We start from the raw sequence: 16,277 nt of genomic DNA on the forward strand, positions 1-16,277 counted from the left end.
ACGTGATGGCGGCGCGCGTGCTGGTGGTCGAGGATTCGGCGCCGATCCGGGAAGCGGTCGCAGCCGGTCTGCGCACCGCCGGCCACACAGTCGAGCTGCGGCCCGACGGTCGCGGCGTCGAAGAGGTCGTGCGGACCTTCCGGCCGGACGTCGTGGTGCTCGACCTGATGCTGCCGGGCCGTGACGGTTTCGCGGTGCTGGAGACCCTGCGTTCCGGCGCGGATCTCGGCGTCGTCATCCTCACCGCCCGCGACTCGGTGCCCGACCGGCTTCGCGGGCTGCGTTCCGGCGCGGACGACTACGTCGTCAAGCCCTTCGACACCGCAGAGCTGGTCGCCCGGGTCGAGGCCGTGCTTCGCCGCATGGGACGGGTCGCGGCCACCGTCGAGGTGGACGACCTGGTGATCGACCAGGATGCCGGGGTGGCGGTGCGCGCCGGTTCGGTCCTCGCGCTGACGGCGACGGAGTGGCGGCTGCTGTGCTACCTCGTCGCGCAGCGGGGCCGGGTGGTCAGCAAGCTCCAGATCTTCACCGGCGTGTGGGGCTACCAGTCGCTCGACGTGGACCTGAACCTGGTCGAGGTCCACGTCAGCGCGCTGCGGCGCAAGCTGGAGCAGCACGGCCGCAGGCTCGTGCACACGGTTCGCGGGCGCGGCTACGCCCTGCGCGCGGAGGAGCCGTGACCCCCGGAAGCCGACAGCTGCCTACCGCGTCGCTGCGCCGCCGGATCACGGTCGCGGTGCTCGGGGTCCTGACGTGCGCACTGGTGGCGAGCGCGATCGCGGTCGCCTCGCTGTTCACCGCGCAGTCCCGGGCCGACGCCCGCCGGCAGCTCGTCGACCGCGAGGTGATGGCCGCTCAGATGGACCGCCGCGACGTGCCGCTCGCGCAGATCGCCCGCCGGGTCAGCGGCCGCGGCGTGCTGGCCAGGATCACCGCCCCCGACGGTCACGTGGTCGGCCCGGCCGCCCTGCTGGATCCGGCGCCGAACCAGCAGGCCCGGACCAAGCCGCTGCCGAGCGGGGCGCTGCTGACCCTGCTCAGCAGCACCGCCGAGCAGGATGCCGCCACGGCCCGGCTGCACCGCCTGCTGCTCGTGGTGGTCACGGCCACGGTGGCGGGGACCGCGCTGGCGCTGCTGCTGACCGTGCGCGTGGCACTGCGTCCGCTGGACGCGATGACGACGCTGGCGAGGTCGATCACCCGGGGCAGCCGGGGTGGACGGCTGGACCCGGATCGCCCGGACACCGAGATCGGGCAGGCCGCCGCCGCCTTCGACGAGGCGTTGGGCGCACTGGAGGAAGCCGAGCGCGACGCACGCGAGTCCGCCGCACGCACCAGGCGGTTCGTCGCCGACGCCGCGCACGAGCTGCGCACGCCGACCGCCGGCGTGCGGGCCGCGGCCGAAGCGCTGCTGCACGCCGAGGCCGACCCGGAAACCCGCGAACGCATGACCGCACTGCTGATCGGCGAAGCACGGCGGACCGGCCGGCTGGTGGAGGACCTGCTCTCGCTCGCCCGGATCGATGCCGGTCTCGAGCTCGCGCGCGAGCCGGTGGACCTGGACGGGTTGGCGCGCCGCGAAACCGAGCGCATGGAGCTGCTCGCGCCGTCGCTGCGGTGGCACGTCCAAGGCGAGCCGACGGTGGTCCGCGCCGATGCCGACCGGATCGGCCAGGTGCTGACCAACCTGCTCGACAACGCCCGCAAGCACACCCCCGATGGCGGGTCCGTGCGGGTGCGCGTCACCGGCGGCGAGCGCTTCGCCGAGGTCACCGTCACCGACGACGGGCCAGGCGTGCCGGCCGGCGAGCGGGAGCGCGTGTTCGACCGGTGGGTGCGTCTCGACCAGAGCCGGTCCGGCGGTGGCGCGGGCCTCGGACTGCCGGTGGCCCGGGGTATCGCCCGAGCCCACGGCGGCGACCTGAGCTGCGTCGAGCACTCGGGCGACGGCGCGGTGTTCCGGCTCACCCTGCCGAGATGACGAGGCGATTCAGGTCGTCTTCAGCTTCTCCCCTCACGCTGGAGCGGGAACACCTCACAGATGATTTGGGGCCCGCTTTGCGATCTCGGAATCTGCTCACCCGGTTCCTCGCCGCGACCAGCGCGCTGTTCGTGCTCGCCGCGTGCGGCAACGCTCCCGCATCCCCGCTGGCGGACCAGGCCGCCGACGCGCCGCCGAGGCCGCCTGGTGCGGCGAAGCCGAACGTGGTCGTCGTGCTGACCGACGACCTGAGCTCCGACCTGGTCCGGTACCTGCCGGAGGTGCAGCGGATGCAACGGCAAGGCGCCGACTTCCCGCAGTACTCGGTCACCGACTCGCTGTGCTGCCCGTCCCGCTCCTCGCTGCTGTCCGGCAAGTACCCGCACAACACCGGCGTGTTCACCAACTCCGGCGCCGACGGCGGTTTCCACAAGTTCCACGAGACCGGCGGTGAGCGCTCCACGATCGGCACCCAGCTGCAAGGCGCCGGGTACCAGACCGCGTTCATGGGCAAGTACATGAACGGCTACCGGCCTGACGGCACCGTGGACGGGACGCCGAACTACGTGCCGCCGGGGTGGAACACCTGGGCCGTGGCCGGGGACGGCTACAAGCAGTACGATTACCAGCTCAACGAGAACGGGCAGGTCGTCGACCACGGCCACGCACCGCACGACTACCTGACCGACGTGCTCAACAGGAAGGGAACGGACTTCATCCGCTCCAACGCCGCGGCGAACCGGCCCTTCTACCTGCAGCTGAACACCTTCAGCCCGCACGGGCCCTCGACTCCGGCGCCGAGGCACGAGGGCCTGTTCCCCGGGCTGACCGCTCCGCGCGGCCCCGCCTTCAACGAGGCGGACATGAGCGACAAACCCGGCTGGCTGCGCGGGATGCCGCCGCTCGACCAGAAGCAGCAGGCGAAGATCGACGAGCAGTACCGGTTGCGTGCGCAGTCCATCCAGTCGATCAACGACATGCTCGCCGACATCCGCGACACGCTCCAGCAGACCGGCCAGGCGGACAACACCTACGTGGTGTTCAGCTCCGACAACGGATTCCACATGGGCGAGCACCGGCTGCGCAACGGCAAGCAGACGGCGTTCCAGACCGACGTGGTCGTGCCGCTGACCATCACCGGGCCCGGCGTGCCGGCAGGTTCCCGCCCCGGAGCGCAGGTGGAGAACATCGACCTGCGCCCGACCTTCGCCGAACTGGCCGGAGCACCCACACCGCCCGATGTGGACGGACGCAGCTTCGCCGCGCAACTGCACGGCCGGCAGAGCCCGTGGCGGACCGCTTCGCTGGTCGAGCACCACGGCCCGAACCACGCGCCCCGAGACCCGGACCGGCAGAAGCGGCGCCAGGGCAACCCGCCGACCTACTACGCCATACGGACCCCAGAAGGCACTTACGTCGAGTACGACAACGGTGATCGCGAGTACTACGACAAGCGCTCGGACCCGGACCAGCTCAACAACACGTATTCGAACCTGAGCGAGCAGCAACGGAACTCACTGCACGCGGCCCTGACCGACCTCCGCCGATGCCGCGGCGCTGCGGAGTGCTTCGAAGCGGGACGCCCGGCCTGATCTCCCGGAGCTGTTGGCCGCCGGTCGAGTTCCGGCGGCCAACGGCTCCACCGGCGCGCCGTGCTCTCAACCGCCGAGGAAGTACAGGACGGTCATGGTCGCCGCAGTGGTCAGGAGGATGCCGCGCAGTGCGCAGGAAGGCGAACGGCGTGCGAGGTGCGCACAGGCGAAGCCGCCGCCCACAGCACCGACCAACAGGGCCACGATCGGCGAGGCGTAGCTCCAGAGGTCGGAGGCGAAGAGGAAGAGCCCAGCGGCCGTGTCGGGTTACCCGTACCGGGGTCGATACCGACCTCAACGCTCCAAAACGCAAGCATGAGAATGCCGACGGCACCACCGAAGTAGCCGCCATTCGCGGCCAGCACCGTCTGTCTGACCAAGACGGCTTTGGCGCTCAGGTCGATCGGATGGCCTGTCGCGGCGGTCATCAAGCGCGAAACGCCGCGCCCGAACGCGAGGACCACGGTCGCGAACGCCGAGCAGCCATGGCACCACGACGCGAAACGACTCCGCGGGCAGGACCAGCAGCAGCCCGACGCCGAGCGCGCTCCCGAACACGCCGGCCGCGGTCAACGCGGCCTTGGACGTGGTTCCCACCTGGACCACTCCGCCTCGGTAGGTCCACGCGCCGGCGAGTGCGCCGGGCAGCAGAGCCACGGTCGACGACGCGTTCGCCGTGACAGCGGGCAGTCCCGGCAGCGACCAACGCGGGCAGCGCCACGAACGTGACTCCACCGCCGACGGCGTTCAACGCTCCCGCCGCGACCCCGACCAGCAACAGCGCCACGACCTCCCACATGCGGCCAGCATCCGACCCGGCCACCGGGCGCACAACGTGGCCACAATCGCAGCCCTGCAAGGGGATCGACCACGGTAGGCGCCGCACGACACCGGTGCGGAGCGCCCGCACGGCAGCGATTCGGGCTGCGACCTCCGTCTCGACCTCGTGCACAGCAACGCACGAAGTTCTTGATCCATCGATATCAAAGATTAACGGCATCAAAAAGAAGTGTTGGCCTGAGCGATGCACCCTGGCGAAGACTGGTCAGCGGAAAGTTGTCCCCATTGCGGTTGCAGCGAATGCGGCCGCCATCGCCCACGAGGAGCGTCACCGGTGAACGAGGCCCCTGGACGTGACACGGCTATGCCGTCAGCCGACATGGCCGGCCTGCTGCGGGCTTTCGGCGTGCGGGTCCTGATCATCGGGTTCATCCTGGCCGTCACGGGTGCCACCCTGCTCGGCCTGGTCGCTCTTCTCGCGGGCGCCGGGCTCCTCTACGCCGAACACGACCACGGCGCAGCGGCGAACATCAACCCGTGAGGTGCTGGAGCAGGGCGCGGGCGGCCGGGTTCACCGGTTCCGCTCCTCGGCCGGCCAGGTGAATCGGCCTGCTCAGGCTCGGCTGCTCGATTCGAGCGTGGGGAAGCCCGGATCGCGCCGCGACCGGCTCGGGCACGATGCTCACCCCGAGACCGGCCGCCACCAGCTCGACCAGCAGCGGGACGTGCGTGGCCTCGCAGACCCGGTCACGGCGAACTCCGGCGTCGGCGAACCTGCGACCGATCATGTCCTGCAGTCCGCTGCCGCTGAAGTCCACGAACGGCTCACCGTCCAACTCCGCCAGCCGAACACGCCGTCGTTGCGCCAGCCGATGTCCGGGGTAGCCGAGCAGCACGAGTTTCTGCCGCCACTGGGCGAAGCTGACCAGCTCCTCCGCGAGCGGCCCCTCGGGTGCGAGGTAGGCGAGATCCAGCTCACCGTTGCCGACCGCGGCCATCAGATCGGGAACGAGACCCTGGCGCACGTGGATGCGCACGCCGGGGTGACGCCGCTGGAACGTTCCGAGCTCCCCCGGCAGATCGACCTCGGTCAGCGTCTGGATGGTGCCGATCGCGACCCGGCCACGCGACAGCCCCGCTACCGTGGCCACCTCGCCACGCGCAGCGACGACGTCAGCCACGATCCGGTGCGCCATCGGCTCCAGCGCCCGTCCCGCCTCGGTCAGCAGCACCCGGCGAGTGGTGCGCTCGAACAGCGGTGCGCCCAGCTCGGTCTCGAGCTTGCGGATCGAGGTGCTCAACGCCGACTGGACGACGTGCACCTCCCGTGCGGCGCCGGTGAAGCTGCCACTGCGCACCACAGCGAGGAAGTGCTCGAGCTGCCGCAACTCCATCCGGGAATGGTACCCACGTCCCTCTGCTGACGGAGTGGCTCAGGCGGTGAGATCATGACATCGCCGACGGCCGACCTGATGGGAACCAGCATGGCGAATGTGGACACGGGGATGTACGAGTTCGACCCCAGGACGTTCTTCGCGTCGTCCGACGCCGATTCCAACGGTGTGCTCGACCGCAACGAGATCACGGCTCTGCTGTTGAGACATCTCAACGACCTCGACCGCCAGAGCCCCGCCGAGGACGCGGCCGGGGATGCGGCAGCCAAGATCGAGCAGATGGTCGAGCACCTCATGCGGCAGCTCGACCAGGACGGCGACGGCCACGTCACCTACGCCGAGTTCCTGGACTTCGTGTCCCAGTCGAACCTCTTGAAGACTCGTCCTGCCCAGGAGCCTCAGCAGGACTAGCAACACCCGCACCGGGTCAGCGGGCTGCCCGGCGCCCTGAGCGGGTCCGCGACGCGACCGATCAGGTCGGCGTCACCGAGATGCATCCGTGAGGTGGCGTCGGAACCAGGCGGTCAGGCCGGCGTCCACCTCACGGGCCGCAGGCAGTTGTGGCGCGGGCTCGATGCCGGGCTCGTCGGCCAGCGGATGCGCCAGCCCGGGGATCGACAGCAGTTCGGACCACTCCCCCAATGCGTCGACCAGGCTGAACGCGTCGGCGCGCAGGGCCAGGTGGTCCAGCTCGCCGCTGACGACGAGCAGCGGCGCGCGACCGGCGATGCTGGCCGCCTTGGCGACGAAGTCCATGCTGTCGGCGGCCTTCCCGGACTCGGCGTCGTAAGGGTAGTCGCCCGGGAACAGGTCGACGACGGACCGCATCCGGATGGCGGCGTTCACCACGGCCCCCGCGAAGACCGGTATGTCGGTGCCGGCGAGGACGCGCAGCGCGACGGCCCCTCCCAGCGACCCACCGAGCACGCCGATCGGGCCGTCACCGACCGGCAACTGCGCACGGATCGACGCGAGCGCCGCCGGGAACTCCTCGGCCGCCTGCCTGACGAACGGGTACAAAACGGACATCATGGGGTCCTTGCGGAGCAACTCCAAGCCCGCGTCCATGCTGCCGTCGACCATGCGCGCCCCGCACATCGGCATCCCGAGGTGGACCCGCCACGCGGGCAGGTCGTCCATCGGCAACGCGGCAGCGAACGCGGCGTCCGACCTCGGCGCGTCCAGCATGTGCCAGGTGACGATCAGCGGCGCGGGACCGCCGTCGGCCGGCGGCAGCGCGGTGAACGGCACGCCCGCGGCCGTGCCCGTGATCGGAGGGTGCATGCCGACCACGGTAGGCCCGCGGCCACGCGGCGGGAATCGGTTACGCCACCGGCGGAATCAGAACGGCCTGCCGGCCGGGGAGGACGGGCGACGAGTACCTGGTAGGCAGGCGGCCTGCATCAGGGCGCGCGGTGATGAAGCGTGAACCACGCCCCAATCGGCCGCCTACCGCCACACCGGCTCAGGAACCCCGGTGCTCCTCGTGGCGTCCGGAATCCTGGGAATCTTCGTGCTGTCCGGAATCCTGCGGTTCCTCGTGCTGTCCGGATGCCTGGGGTTCCTCGTGCTGTCCGGAGTTCTGGGATTCCTCGGGACGGCCGGAATTCTGGGGCTCCTCGCGGAGTCCGTCGATGCGCCCCCCGTCGTACCGGCCTCCCTCGCACACCTGAAGGCTGACCTGCAACACCGAGCCGACTCCTGACTTCCGGCTGGAGGGCTTGCCTCCGGCCTCCACGCACTCCTTGTCGGTCAGGGCGGCTGCGGTGTTCGGGGCCGTGAGTACTCCGACCGCGACCAGGCCGCCCAGAAGGGTCGCCGTCAACGCGCGACGCATGCTGATCAACTCCTCGGGAAGGTGCTACCGGCGCTTCCTGGTGGAAGGCGTGATCTCACCCTGGCCCTGTCGATCTCGATCCGCGCGGTAGATCACCGCAACCGGCGACGCCCGTCGGAACGATCACTCGATTCGCGCAGGCGTCGGCATCCGGACGCCCCTTCCCTCGCTTAACGAAAATGGTTATCATTATGCGCGGCTAGCGCGGGTGCCGCAGCGACACGACGACACCTGGGCGCAACCGGAACGTCGGCGCGATCCGAGGGGAATGGATGGATCGACAACCACACCGCAGGACCGGGAACAGCGTTCGGACCGGCTTCACCGCCATCCTCTGCGACGACTGCGAGGACGACGGGCAGCTGCCGATCCTCGCCGCGCTGCGAGACACGATCCGCCGCTGTCCCCACGCTGTGCTCGTACGCGCGAACTGCCCCCTCGGCCCACTCTCCTGCCACGCCGGAAAGACAGCAGCGCCACGGGCAGGAGGACCCATCGTGCTCGTGCAGCCGTGCACCAGCGCACGCAAGCCGCTGGGTGCCGTCATGCCCGTGGGGCCGGTGCACACCGCCGAAGACCTCACCGCACTGACGCGCTGGCTCGAAACCGAACCGACTACCGTCGACGAGCTTCCCCAGCGGCTGCGGTGGTCCCAGACCCACCAACGGCAAGCCACCTGGAACTAGATCGACCGCGGAAGGACCGAAAACCGGATCGGCGGGCGCTGCGTAAACCCCGGCAGATCCCGGCGACAAGGCCGGGCCGACCGGAAGGAAACCCCATGCGCAAGCTGATGACCGGCGCTCTCGCCGCCGTCGCCCTGGCCGGGCTCTCCGGCGGTGTCGTGGCGGCCAACGCCGCCACCAACGCCGCCGACGAGCAGGCCCTCAACGGCAGGGCGGCCGCCGAGGCCCCCGTGCCGGGCTCGCGGGTGGTCGTCTCGCCGGACACCGTCCCGCGGTTCGCGACGGTGAACGTCGAGGCGTTCTGCGAGAACGACGAGGTCGAGGGCGTCTTCTCGGAGGCGTTCCCCGGTGGCGTCGGCGGAAGGCAGGTCGGGCCGGGCCACTTCCAGGGCACGGCCGTGGCGGATCCGGCGCAGCCGGGCACCTTCGACGTCGAGGCCGACTGCAAGAACACCGGCATGGTCTCGACGAAGCTCCGCGTCCTGGGCGACGGCTGACCGCCGCCGGCCTCCCGCCGCCGCCGGTGCGGCGGCGGGAGGCCGCGCTCACCCCGGGGAAGAGCTTCCCGGTCACGGACGTGGGCGCAGCAGGATCGCGTATGCCGCCACGGCCAGGGCGATTCCCGTTGGCAGCGCGAGATCCACACCGTCCAGCGCACGGGCGACCGGACCGGTGTACAACTGCGTGTTCACGCACAGGGACGCCGCACCGGTGCCCACGACCAGGGCGGTGGCACCGTCCCAGTTGACGCCGCCGGTGTACCAGAACGGGCCGCCCGGAGCCTCGACGGACAGCGCCGGACCGTCGTACCGGTTGCGGCGCAACAGGATGTCGGCCGCGTAGATGGCCATGCTCGGTCCGAGCAGGACGACCGTGAGCTGCAGTACGTTGCTGACGGTGTCGAGGAAGTTCGAGACGAGCAGCGCGTAAAGCGTCAGCGCGACGGCGAGCACGCCGTCCACCAGGACGCTGAGCGACCGGCGGATGCGCACGCCCATGGCCTGCAGCGCGAGTCCCGAGCTGTAGGTGGTCATCGCGTTGATGGCGATCGAGCCCAGCACGAGCGCGAGCGGGAACACCGGCCGGAACCAGGCAGGCAGGATGGTCTCCAGCCCCGCCTGCGGGTCGCTCATGTCGACGGTGGTCGCGGCGAGCGCGCCCACGGAGGTGACGACCACGCTCGGCAGGAAGCCACCGAGTCCCGTCCACACCACCACCGCGAGCGGTGACGTCCCGGTGGGCAGGTAGCGGGAGAAGTCGGCGCTGTTGGTGTAGGACAGCGGCCCCGAGGCCATCAGCGTGATCCCGGCCGCCACCGCCGTCCACAGCGCGGTCCCGTGCAGCGGGGCGTCTGCTCCGTCGAGCGGGCGCTCGCGCGCGCGGGCGCCGGCGCGAGGCACCGCATCGAGCACATCGAGACCGTTCCCGACGACACGCTGCACCGCTTCGCCGAGCTGGGCGTGATCGCGTCGATGCAGCCGACGCACTGCTGCGACTTCACCCGGGCCGACCACACCGACAACTGGTCGCGCCGTCTGGGCGAGGAACGCGCCTCGCGCGCGTGGCGCTGCCGCGACCTCTGGGACTCCGGCGCCACCGTCGTGCTCGGCTCGGACTGGCCGATCGCGCCCCACCCGCCGCTGGAAGTCATGGCCGGGGCACGCCACCGCCGCCCCAGCCGCGACCTGACGCTGCCCCCGCACAACGCCGGCCAGGCGCTCACCGCGTTGCAGGCGCTCCAGGCCATGACCCTGCACCCGGCCCACGCCGCCGGCGAGGAGCACGAGGCCGGGCGTCTCGCGACCGGCTACCGGGCCGACCTCACCGTCCTCGCGGACAACCCGCTCACCACGCCCGCCGAGCAGCTCGCCGCACTCCCGGTTCGCATGACAGTCCTAAATGGACACATTACCCACCGTGACCCGAGTCTGTAGCCAGGCCGGCTTTCACCTCCGACCTCCAAACCCGGGAAGCAGGCAGGGAAACGATCTCGTCGAAGGCAACCGGAATCCTCACTCGACAGACTCTCACCTGGAAGCTTGCCATCGTCCAATCGATGGTTCCCACGACCATTTTGAAAACAATTCGGATTCTCCGAGGAACGCACCCCGATTCGATCATCACTTCCCGTAGTGCAACCCTTCCCGTAGCGTGTGCCACAACGGCATGGTTCGGATGCCCCGGGCACCGGACTCCGAGGAGCGCAAGTGCACGACACCGACCCACTGCTGGCCAGGCACATCCCCGATCGGGACCGCGAGGTCCGGTTCCTGCTGGACGCTGGTCGGCTGGAGGAGTCGGAGGCGCTATTCGACGATGCCATCGCCGCCGCCCCGAACACGATCGAACCGGGCTGGGACCGTTCGGCGGTGCTCGCCCACCGCGCCATCCTCGCCTGGCGGCTCGGGCGCGTCCTGCTGGCGCTGGAACTGGCCGCCGAGGCGTGGGCGGGGGTGCACACAGGACGGCCCGCGAAGGCCGCCGCCGCGCACACCCTGGGCATGCTCGGCTACCTCCTCGAAGGACACCGCGCCGCCGCCATGGAGCTGCTGTCCACCGCGGTGCGCATGGCACGCGAGGCCGGTGCGTGGGAAACGCTCGCCCACTGCCTGCTGCTGGAAGGCACGGCCTACGCCCACCGGGCCCTGAACCGCGATGACCCCGACCCGGTCAGCAAGCTGGCGCGGGCGCTGGTCCTGTTCGACGAGACGCTCTCGCTGCCAGGCGGCCGAGCGGTGCGACGGCGCGCGCTGGCCGGTAGTTCACGCGCGCTCGCCGGGCTCGGCGAGCTCGCCCAGGCCGAGGACAGGGCGCGGGAGGCGGTGACCGGCGACGGCGGGGCGGAAGACCTCTTCTGCGCGTCGGTCGCGAACTGGACGCTGGCCTGCGTCCGGCGGACCCAGGGACGGCTGGTGGAGGCCAGGGACTTCGCCGCCTCGGCGACCGATCTCGCCGAAAGCATCCGGGACGCGCTGCTGACCAGGCGCTATTCCCAGGACCTCGCCGCGATCTGCGCCGAGCTCGGCGATCACGTCGGCGAGGTGTCGGCGCTGCGCCGCGCGATCCGCGCCGGCGACGCAACCCTGCAAGTCCTGCACGCCGGGTTGGGCCAGGCCCTGGAACAGCACCGGCTCACCGCGCAGGCCGAGCAGTGGGCCGAAGCCGCCGACCGGGCGGCCACCCGCGACCCGCTCACCGGACTGGTCAACCGGCTCGGCTTCGACCGGCGCGGGCCCGCCCTGCTCGAGCGCGCGATCGCCAACAGCGGTACGCCGTGGATGATCCTGTTCGACGTCGACCGGTTCAAGGACATCAACGACCGGTTCGGGCACCTCGTGGGCGACTTCGTGCTCCAGGAGGCCGGGCGGGTCGTGCAGCGCGAGTGCGGCCCCGACGACCTGCTGTGCAGGTGGGCCGGCGACGAGTTCGTCCTGCTGCTGCGCGAGCGGACCGATCAGGAAGGTCCCGCCGTCGCCGAGCGGATCCGCCGTGCCGTGCAGCAGCACGACTGGCACTCCAAGCTCGGCGGCGGACCGAGCCCCACGATCAGCGTCGGCGTCGCGGCCGGCCCCACCACGCTGCCGGCCCTGTTCACCGCCGCGGACCGGGCTCTCTACCGGGCCAAGAACGCGGGCCGCAACACCATCGCGATCGACACCTCCGACCGCCTGGTCGGCCGGGAAGTGGGCATCAGCCGCTGAGCGATGCTTTCAGGTTGAAAGCACTCCTACGGCGTGGGCTCCTGCGGTGTGGGCGCGGCCAGCCGGCGTGGGCAGGGGACGTTCGTGGACGGCTCACGGCCGATGGCGAGGGGCAGAGCCGCGAGCACCGTGAGCGCGATGCCTGCCGCGACGACGAGCACGGCCGCGCTGAGACCGTCCGCGGTGGCGATGCGCAGCGCCTCACCGTCGAGCCCCTCGGTGCCGCGGTTGGCGACCAGGACCAGCACGGCCAGTCCGACCGCGGCGCCGACCCCGGCCCCGGTGGAGGCGATCCCCGACGAGATGCCCTGGTCGCGGTCGGACACACCGGTGCCCGCGGCGATGAACATCGTGGTGAACACGACGCCGTCGGCGATGCTGAGCGCGATCAGCCCGGGAACCAGCGCGGCGTACGAGCTGTCGTGCGACATGCTGAGCCCCAGCGCCAGGGCGCCGAGCGCCCCGATCGACAGCGCCACGACCAGCGTCGATCGGAGCCCGAACCGCGTCGCCACCCGCCCGGCCAGGGCCGAACCGGCGACCACGACCGCGGTCGGGAGCAGGAACCCGACGCCGGTTTCCAGCGCGTCGTAACCGTGCACGTCCTGCATGTAGAGCGACAGGAAGTAGAGCACGGAACCGAAGGTCGCCATGAACAGGAACGCGATCGCCACCGCCGTGTCGAGGCTGCGGTTGGCCAGCAGCCGCGGCGGCACGAGCGGGTCTCGACTGCGCCGCTCGATGACCACGAGCACGACGAGCAGAACCAGTCCCGCGGTGGCGCTGAGGAGGATGGCGGGCGATCCCCAGCCGAAACCCGGGCCCTCGATCAGCGCGAACACCACCAGCGTGACGCCGAGCGTGGCGCTGAGCGCTCCCGGCAAGTCGAACTTCCGATGGGTGTCCCGGCGCGGGTCCGGAGGAATCAGCCGCAGCGCCGCGAACACGGCGACACCGGCCAGGGGCACGTTCACGAAGAACACCGCCTCCCACCCGAGGGCGTAGGTGAGGACGCCGCCCAGCAGCACGCCGATCACCAGGCCCGCCGCACCCGCGCTTCCCCACACGGCCAGAGCGCGGTTGCGCTCGCGGCCCTCGGCGAACGTGACGTTGACCAGCGCCAGGGTGGCCGGGTAGACGAACGCGCCGCCGAACCCCTGCACCGCCCTGGCGACGAGCAGGGCCTCCGGCGTCGGCGCGAGCCCACCGGCCAGCGACGCGCCCCCGTACAGCACAAGCCCGAACAGGAAGACCCTGCGCCGCCCTACCAGATCGGCCGCCCGGCCGCCCAGCAGCAGGAACCCGGCGGAGGCCACCGCGTACGCGCTGATCACGGCCTGCAGCGACTGCGCGGAGTACCCCAGCTCCCGCCCGATCTCGGGCAGCGCGACCACCACGATGTACTGGTCGAGCGAGACGATCAGCATCGCGAACGCCAGCAGCACCAGCGTCGCGGACTGGCGGTTCACGCGCGCCGGTGGGACAGCCGTGGCCCCGCGCGCGGGTGCGTCTTCCTCACCGCATCACGCTAACCACGCGGGTCCTGCCCCGCACGCCAGGTCACCACCACCGCCGGACTCCGACGGCGCTGGTGACCTGGCGAAGACGCCCGGCGGTGCTCACATCTCGGCGCGCCGCCCGCCGTCGACCGTCCACGCCGCCCCGGTCACGTACGAGGCCCGGGGCGAGAGCAGGAACGCCGCGACGGCGGCCAGCTCCGCGGGGTCACCCGAGCGCTTCAACGCCGTCGCCTGCTCCGCGGCCTCCTGCGCCTGCGGGTTGCCCCTGGACAGCTCCCGGGAGCGCTCGGTGTCGAACCGGCCCGGCAGCAGCGCGTTGACCCGCACACCGCGGGCACCGACCTCGTTGGCGAGGTCCTTGACGAAGCCCTGCGTGGCGGGCCGCGCCACGTTCGAGCTGGCCAGCCCGGTCAGCGGCTCCGCGCCCGAGGTCGAGGTCAGCACCAGCACCGAGCCGCCGTCGCCGAGTTCTGCGGCGACCTCGCGGGCCATGCGGATCGGTGCGATCGCGGCGATCTCCAGGCCGCGCCGCAACGTGTCGTCGTCCAGCGCGCTGGGCGGGCCCGCGGGCGGGCCGCCGTGGCTGACGAACAGGCCGTCGAGGCGGCCGAACTGCTCGCGCGCGTGCTCGACCAACCGGCGAGGGGTGTCGGGATCGGTGATGTCGGCGGCCAGCCCGCGCGCGGCCTCGCCGAGCGCGGTGACCGCGGCGGCTGTGTTCTCCTCGGACGAGGAGGACACGACGACGTTCGCGCCCTCCTCCACCAGTGCCCGTGCCGTGGCGAAACCGAGTCCCTTGCTCGCGCCGGTGACGATGAAGCAACGCCCGGAAAGGTCCAAATCCATGCGCCCGACTCTAGACAACGACCTCCCGACACCCTCGCCCCTTCGCAACGGGCGCTGAACGCGAGTTTCGGTCGCATCCGGCCCGGGCAGACCGCGGCGGCCACCGAGCCAAACGGCCGCCTGCGGTCGCCGCGGTGACCGCTACGCACTTGGAACGTGCGGATCAGGAGCTCTGTCCCGACCGATGCGAGGTCAGGTTGTCCGTCGGATCGAGCGGCTTGCACGCGCGCCCGGTGCCGGAGTCCATCGAAACAGACCCGAACCCGCCGTCAGAACCCTGCTGTTCGAGGCTCGCCACCCCCGAGTGCGGCGGCACCGACCGGCACCGGGTCCGGTCGCCCGGAGCATTCCCGTACTCCCACTCCATGAGGTAGATGGTGCGGTCGGTGTCGTTGACGACCGCCCCCACGCAGTTGGTGGCGTCGGGGTGGAAAGGCTGGTCGGTCGACGGATGTTTCTGGAAGTGCCGCCACTCGCGGCGCAGACACCGGCCGCCGTCGCAAGAGAAGGAGACAGGATGAGCCATTTGGACATCACGGTGATTCCGCACGACTGACACCCACAACGCGGCCGGGGGAGAAAAACCGCCTCGAATAAGGCTGAATATTCCGGTTTGACCGCACGGCGAGTGACGGCGGGGTTCAGGCGATGCAGACGCCGTCGATCGGAACGATGTCGCAGTCCAGGACCGCTGTCTGCGCGCTCGCCGGTGCGGCGCCCCCGAACAACGCGAATCCAACGATCACGACAGCAAGCACGAGACGACCCATCACAGCACGTCCCTTCCAGGAGTCAACGAGTGCCGAGTGGCAACGGACGCACCCAGATCAGCGAATCCGCGCTGCAATCGCACCGCACAACACCGATTCGGTCGTCACCCACTCGCCCAGCGAGATCGCGTACAACCCCGGCCGCGGTCACCGGCACCTCAACGTGATCACCAACCCTGTTCCCGTCGCCACGCGGCGACGATGGGTCAAGCCGTCTACCAAGGCGAACAGCACGACGGCCGGGACGGATTCCGGCTCTTTCCCCAGCGACCACGGGTCGCACGCCGCCGGACCTGGCCCGGCCGGCGCGCGTTCGACCTCGCCCTGCGCGGCACCCACCGGTTCCGCCGGTTCGTGCTGCTCCTGCTGCCGGTCCCGGTCATCGTCACCGACCCGGCCACGCTGCCGCACCTGGTCACCACACTGCTCCGGCACGCGCTGCCCCGCTGGCCCGGATTCGGCCCGGTCGCACTCGATGAGGACCAAAGCCCCAGGTTGCCGCCCCACCGCCAACGGCATGCTGGAACGTGGCGCGAGGGAGCCGCATGCCCTCCACGCGTCCGCGCCGGTTCATGCCGGTCGCGCTCAAGAAGACCGGGATTCGCGGGCAGCACCGAGGGAGGCGTTTCCATGCCGAACATCGAGTCGACCGGGCAGAAGCCACGCTCCGACGCGTGGAAGTCGGCGATCACCGTGGTGCAGGAGGCGGAACCGCCCCACATCCCGGAGGGTGCGCACGCGATGACCATCGTCGTCGAGTTCCCACCGGGCGATCCCGGCACCCCACCGCACCGCCACGCCGGACCGGCCTTCGGCTACGTGCTCGACGGCGAAATGGTGTTCGAACTCGAGGGACAGTCGCCGCGCGTCGTCCCCGCCGGAGAGGCGTTCTGGGAACCGGGCGGCGACGTCATCCACTACCGGACGGCAACAATCGCGACGACATCCCGGTGCGCTTCATCGTCACCATGCTCTGCGAACCCGGCAAACCGATGCTCACCCTTGTCGACGAGGACGAGCTGACCCAACGCCAGGACAGAACGGGCAAGGCCGAAGCCTGACGAACTCGCCGACCTTCGACGACGCCTCGGTCGACTTCTTCCAGCAGACCAGGGAGAACCTGCTCACGACGCCGTCATCGCCAGGACCACCTACCGGCAGTGGCTC

At 70.8% G+C, this 16,277-nt stretch carries 18 protein-coding genes; 11 read left to right on the plus strand and 7 right to left on the minus strand.

What is annotated here, in order from left to right; genetic code table 11:
• Window positions 1-5: 5 nt before the first annotated feature.
• The 3 genes from SACE_RS23225 (at window position 6) to SACE_RS23235 (ending at window position 3,576) form a co-directional block, all read left to right on the plus strand.
• Complete coding sequence (locus tag SACE_RS23225) at window positions 6-683, plus strand: response regulator transcription factor (RefSeq protein ID WP_009948892.1); 678 nt, start codon at window positions 6-8, stop codon at window positions 681-683.
• Window positions 680-1,984 carry a HAMP domain-containing sensor histidine kinase gene (locus SACE_RS23230; protein WP_009948891.1) on the plus strand — a complete coding sequence of 435 codons (1,305 nt, stop codon included), beginning with the start codon at window positions 680-682 and terminating at the stop codon, window positions 1,982-1,984. Before SACE_RS23225 ends, SACE_RS23230 begins: the two co-directional genes overlap by 4 nt.
• Window positions 1,985-2,061: 77 nt before the next feature.
• A complete protein-coding gene (locus SACE_RS23235) occupies window positions 2,062-3,576 on the plus strand; it encodes a sulfatase family protein (RefSeq protein ID WP_009948890.1) in 1,515 nt (504 codons plus the stop codon).
• A 66-nt stretch (window positions 3,577-3,642) separates the two neighbouring features.
• Here SACE_RS23235 and SACE_RS39820 read toward each other — a convergent pair whose 3' ends face one another.
• The gene (locus SACE_RS39820) at window positions 3,643-3,771 is read right to left on the minus strand and encodes a hypothetical protein (protein ID WP_269453506.1); all 129 of its coding nucleotides are present in this window, start codon (window positions 3,769-3,771) and stop codon (window positions 3,643-3,645) included.
• A gap of 919 nt (window positions 3,772-4,690) precedes the next feature.
• On the opposite strand from SACE_RS39820, the gene SACE_RS37835 reads away from it, so the two are divergent.
• Window positions 4,691-4,897, plus strand: coding sequence for a hypothetical protein (locus tag SACE_RS37835; protein ID WP_143538190.1), 207 nt, complete (start codon window positions 4,691-4,693; stop codon window positions 4,895-4,897).
• Here the strand turns inward: SACE_RS37835 and SACE_RS23245 are convergent.
• Window positions 4,887-5,750 (minus strand): LysR family transcriptional regulator, encoded by an 864-nt coding sequence (locus SACE_RS23245; protein ID WP_009948888.1) that lies wholly within the window; start codon window positions 5,748-5,750, stop codon window positions 4,887-4,889. The two genes, SACE_RS37835 and SACE_RS23245, sit on opposite strands and share 11 nt — an antisense overlap.
• Before the next feature lie 54 nt (window positions 5,751-5,804).
• Here SACE_RS23245 and SACE_RS23250 point away from each other — a divergent pair, with 54 nt between their 5' ends.
• Window positions 5,805-6,161, plus strand: a complete 357-nt coding sequence (locus tag SACE_RS23250) for an EF-hand domain-containing protein (protein WP_009948887.1) — start codon at window positions 5,805-5,807, stop codon at window positions 6,159-6,161.
• 72 nt (window positions 6,162-6,233) lie between these two features.
• Here the strand turns inward: SACE_RS23250 and SACE_RS23255 are convergent, their stop codons facing one another.
• Window positions 6,234-7,034, minus strand: a complete 801-nt coding sequence (locus tag SACE_RS23255) for an alpha/beta hydrolase family protein (protein ID WP_009948885.1) — start codon at window positions 7,032-7,034, stop codon at window positions 6,234-6,236.
• Between the two features lie 193 nt (window positions 7,035-7,227).
• On the opposite strand from SACE_RS23255, the gene SACE_RS23260 reads away from it, so the two are divergent.
• From SACE_RS23260 to SACE_RS23270, 3 genes are all read left to right on the plus strand, one after another.
• Window positions 7,228-7,455, plus strand: coding sequence for a hypothetical protein (locus SACE_RS23260; protein ID WP_009948883.1), 228 nt, complete (start codon window positions 7,228-7,230; stop codon window positions 7,453-7,455).
• Between the two features lie 629 nt (window positions 7,456-8,084).
• Window positions 8,085-8,273, plus strand: a complete 189-nt coding sequence (locus SACE_RS23265) for a hypothetical protein (protein WP_009948882.1) — start codon at window positions 8,085-8,087, stop codon at window positions 8,271-8,273.
• Between the two features lie 95 nt (window positions 8,274-8,368).
• A complete protein-coding gene (locus SACE_RS23270; RefSeq protein WP_009948879.1) occupies window positions 8,369-8,770 on the plus strand; it encodes a hypothetical protein in 402 nt (133 codons plus the stop codon).
• Between the two features lie 72 nt (window positions 8,771-8,842).
• Here SACE_RS23270 and SACE_RS23275 read toward each other — a convergent pair whose 3' ends face one another.
• A complete protein-coding gene (locus SACE_RS23275) occupies window positions 8,843-9,589 on the minus strand; it encodes a cytosine permease (protein ID WP_021341639.1) in 747 nt (248 codons plus the stop codon).
• Between the two features lie 21 nt (window positions 9,590-9,610).
• On the opposite strand from SACE_RS23275, the gene SACE_RS23280 reads away from it, so the two are divergent.
• Entirely contained in the window at window positions 9,611-10,207 is a 597-nt protein-coding gene (locus SACE_RS23280; protein ID WP_009948877.1) for an amidohydrolase family protein, read from the plus strand.
• A gap of 273 nt (window positions 10,208-10,480) precedes the next feature.
• A complete protein-coding gene (locus SACE_RS23285) occupies window positions 10,481-11,974 on the plus strand; it encodes a GGDEF domain-containing protein (RefSeq protein WP_009948876.1) in 1,494 nt (497 codons plus the stop codon).
• A 26-nt stretch (window positions 11,975-12,000) separates the two neighbouring features.
• Here the strand turns inward: SACE_RS23285 and SACE_RS23290 are convergent, their stop codons facing one another.
• From SACE_RS23290 to SACE_RS38180, 3 genes are all read right to left on the minus strand, one after another.
• Entirely contained in the window at window positions 12,001-13,443 is a 1,443-nt protein-coding gene (locus SACE_RS23290; protein ID WP_009948874.1) for an MFS transporter, read from the minus strand.
• A gap of 150 nt (window positions 13,444-13,593) precedes the next feature.
• The gene (locus SACE_RS23295) at window positions 13,594-14,340 is read right to left on the minus strand and encodes an SDR family NAD(P)-dependent oxidoreductase (protein WP_009948872.1); all 747 of its coding nucleotides are present in this window, start codon (window positions 14,338-14,340) and stop codon (window positions 13,594-13,596) included.
• Between the two features lie 163 nt (window positions 14,341-14,503).
• The gene (locus SACE_RS38180; RefSeq protein WP_009948871.1) at window positions 14,504-14,866 is read right to left on the minus strand and encodes a hypothetical protein; all 363 of its coding nucleotides are present in this window, start codon (window positions 14,864-14,866) and stop codon (window positions 14,504-14,506) included.
• Between the two features lie 598 nt (window positions 14,867-15,464).
• On the opposite strand from SACE_RS38180, the gene SACE_RS39445 reads away from it, so the two are divergent.
• Complete coding sequence (locus SACE_RS39445) at window positions 15,465-16,133, plus strand: cupin domain-containing protein (RefSeq protein ID WP_231849735.1); 669 nt, start codon at window positions 15,465-15,467, stop codon at window positions 16,131-16,133.
• The last annotated feature ends 144 nt before the right edge of the window (window positions 16,134-16,277 follow it).

This window comes from Saccharopolyspora erythraea NRRL 2338 (assembly GCF_000062885.1).
In the GTDB taxonomy this organism is placed as follows: Bacteria; Actinomycetota; Actinomycetes; order Mycobacteriales; family Pseudonocardiaceae; genus Saccharopolyspora_D; species Saccharopolyspora_D erythraea.

Coding starts and splice junctions, on each gene's coding strand:
- SACE_RS23250 (WP_009948887.1), top strand. CDS start 5,805: ATGACATCGCCGACGGCCGACCTGATGGGAACCAGCATGGCGAATGTG.
- SACE_RS23295 (WP_009948872.1), bottom strand. CDS start 14,340: ATGGATTTGGACCTTTCCGGGCGTTGCTTCATCGTCACCGGCGCGAGC.
- SACE_RS23245 (WP_009948888.1), bottom strand. CDS start 5,750: ATGGAGTTGCGGCAGCTCGAGCACTTCCTCGCTGTGGTGCGCAGTGGC.
- SACE_RS23225 (WP_009948892.1), top strand. CDS start 6: ATGGCGGCGCGCGTGCTGGTGGTCGAGGATTCGGCGCCGATCCGGGAA.
- SACE_RS23270 (WP_009948879.1), top strand. CDS start 8,369: ATGCGCAAGCTGATGACCGGCGCTCTCGCCGCCGTCGCCCTGGCCGGG.
- SACE_RS38180 (WP_009948871.1), bottom strand. CDS start 14,866: ATGGCTCATCCTGTCTCCTTCTCTTGCGACGGCGGCCGGTGTCTGCGC.
- SACE_RS23255 (WP_009948885.1), bottom strand. CDS start 7,034: ATGCACCCTCCGATCACGGGCACGGCCGCGGGCGTGCCGTTCACCGCG.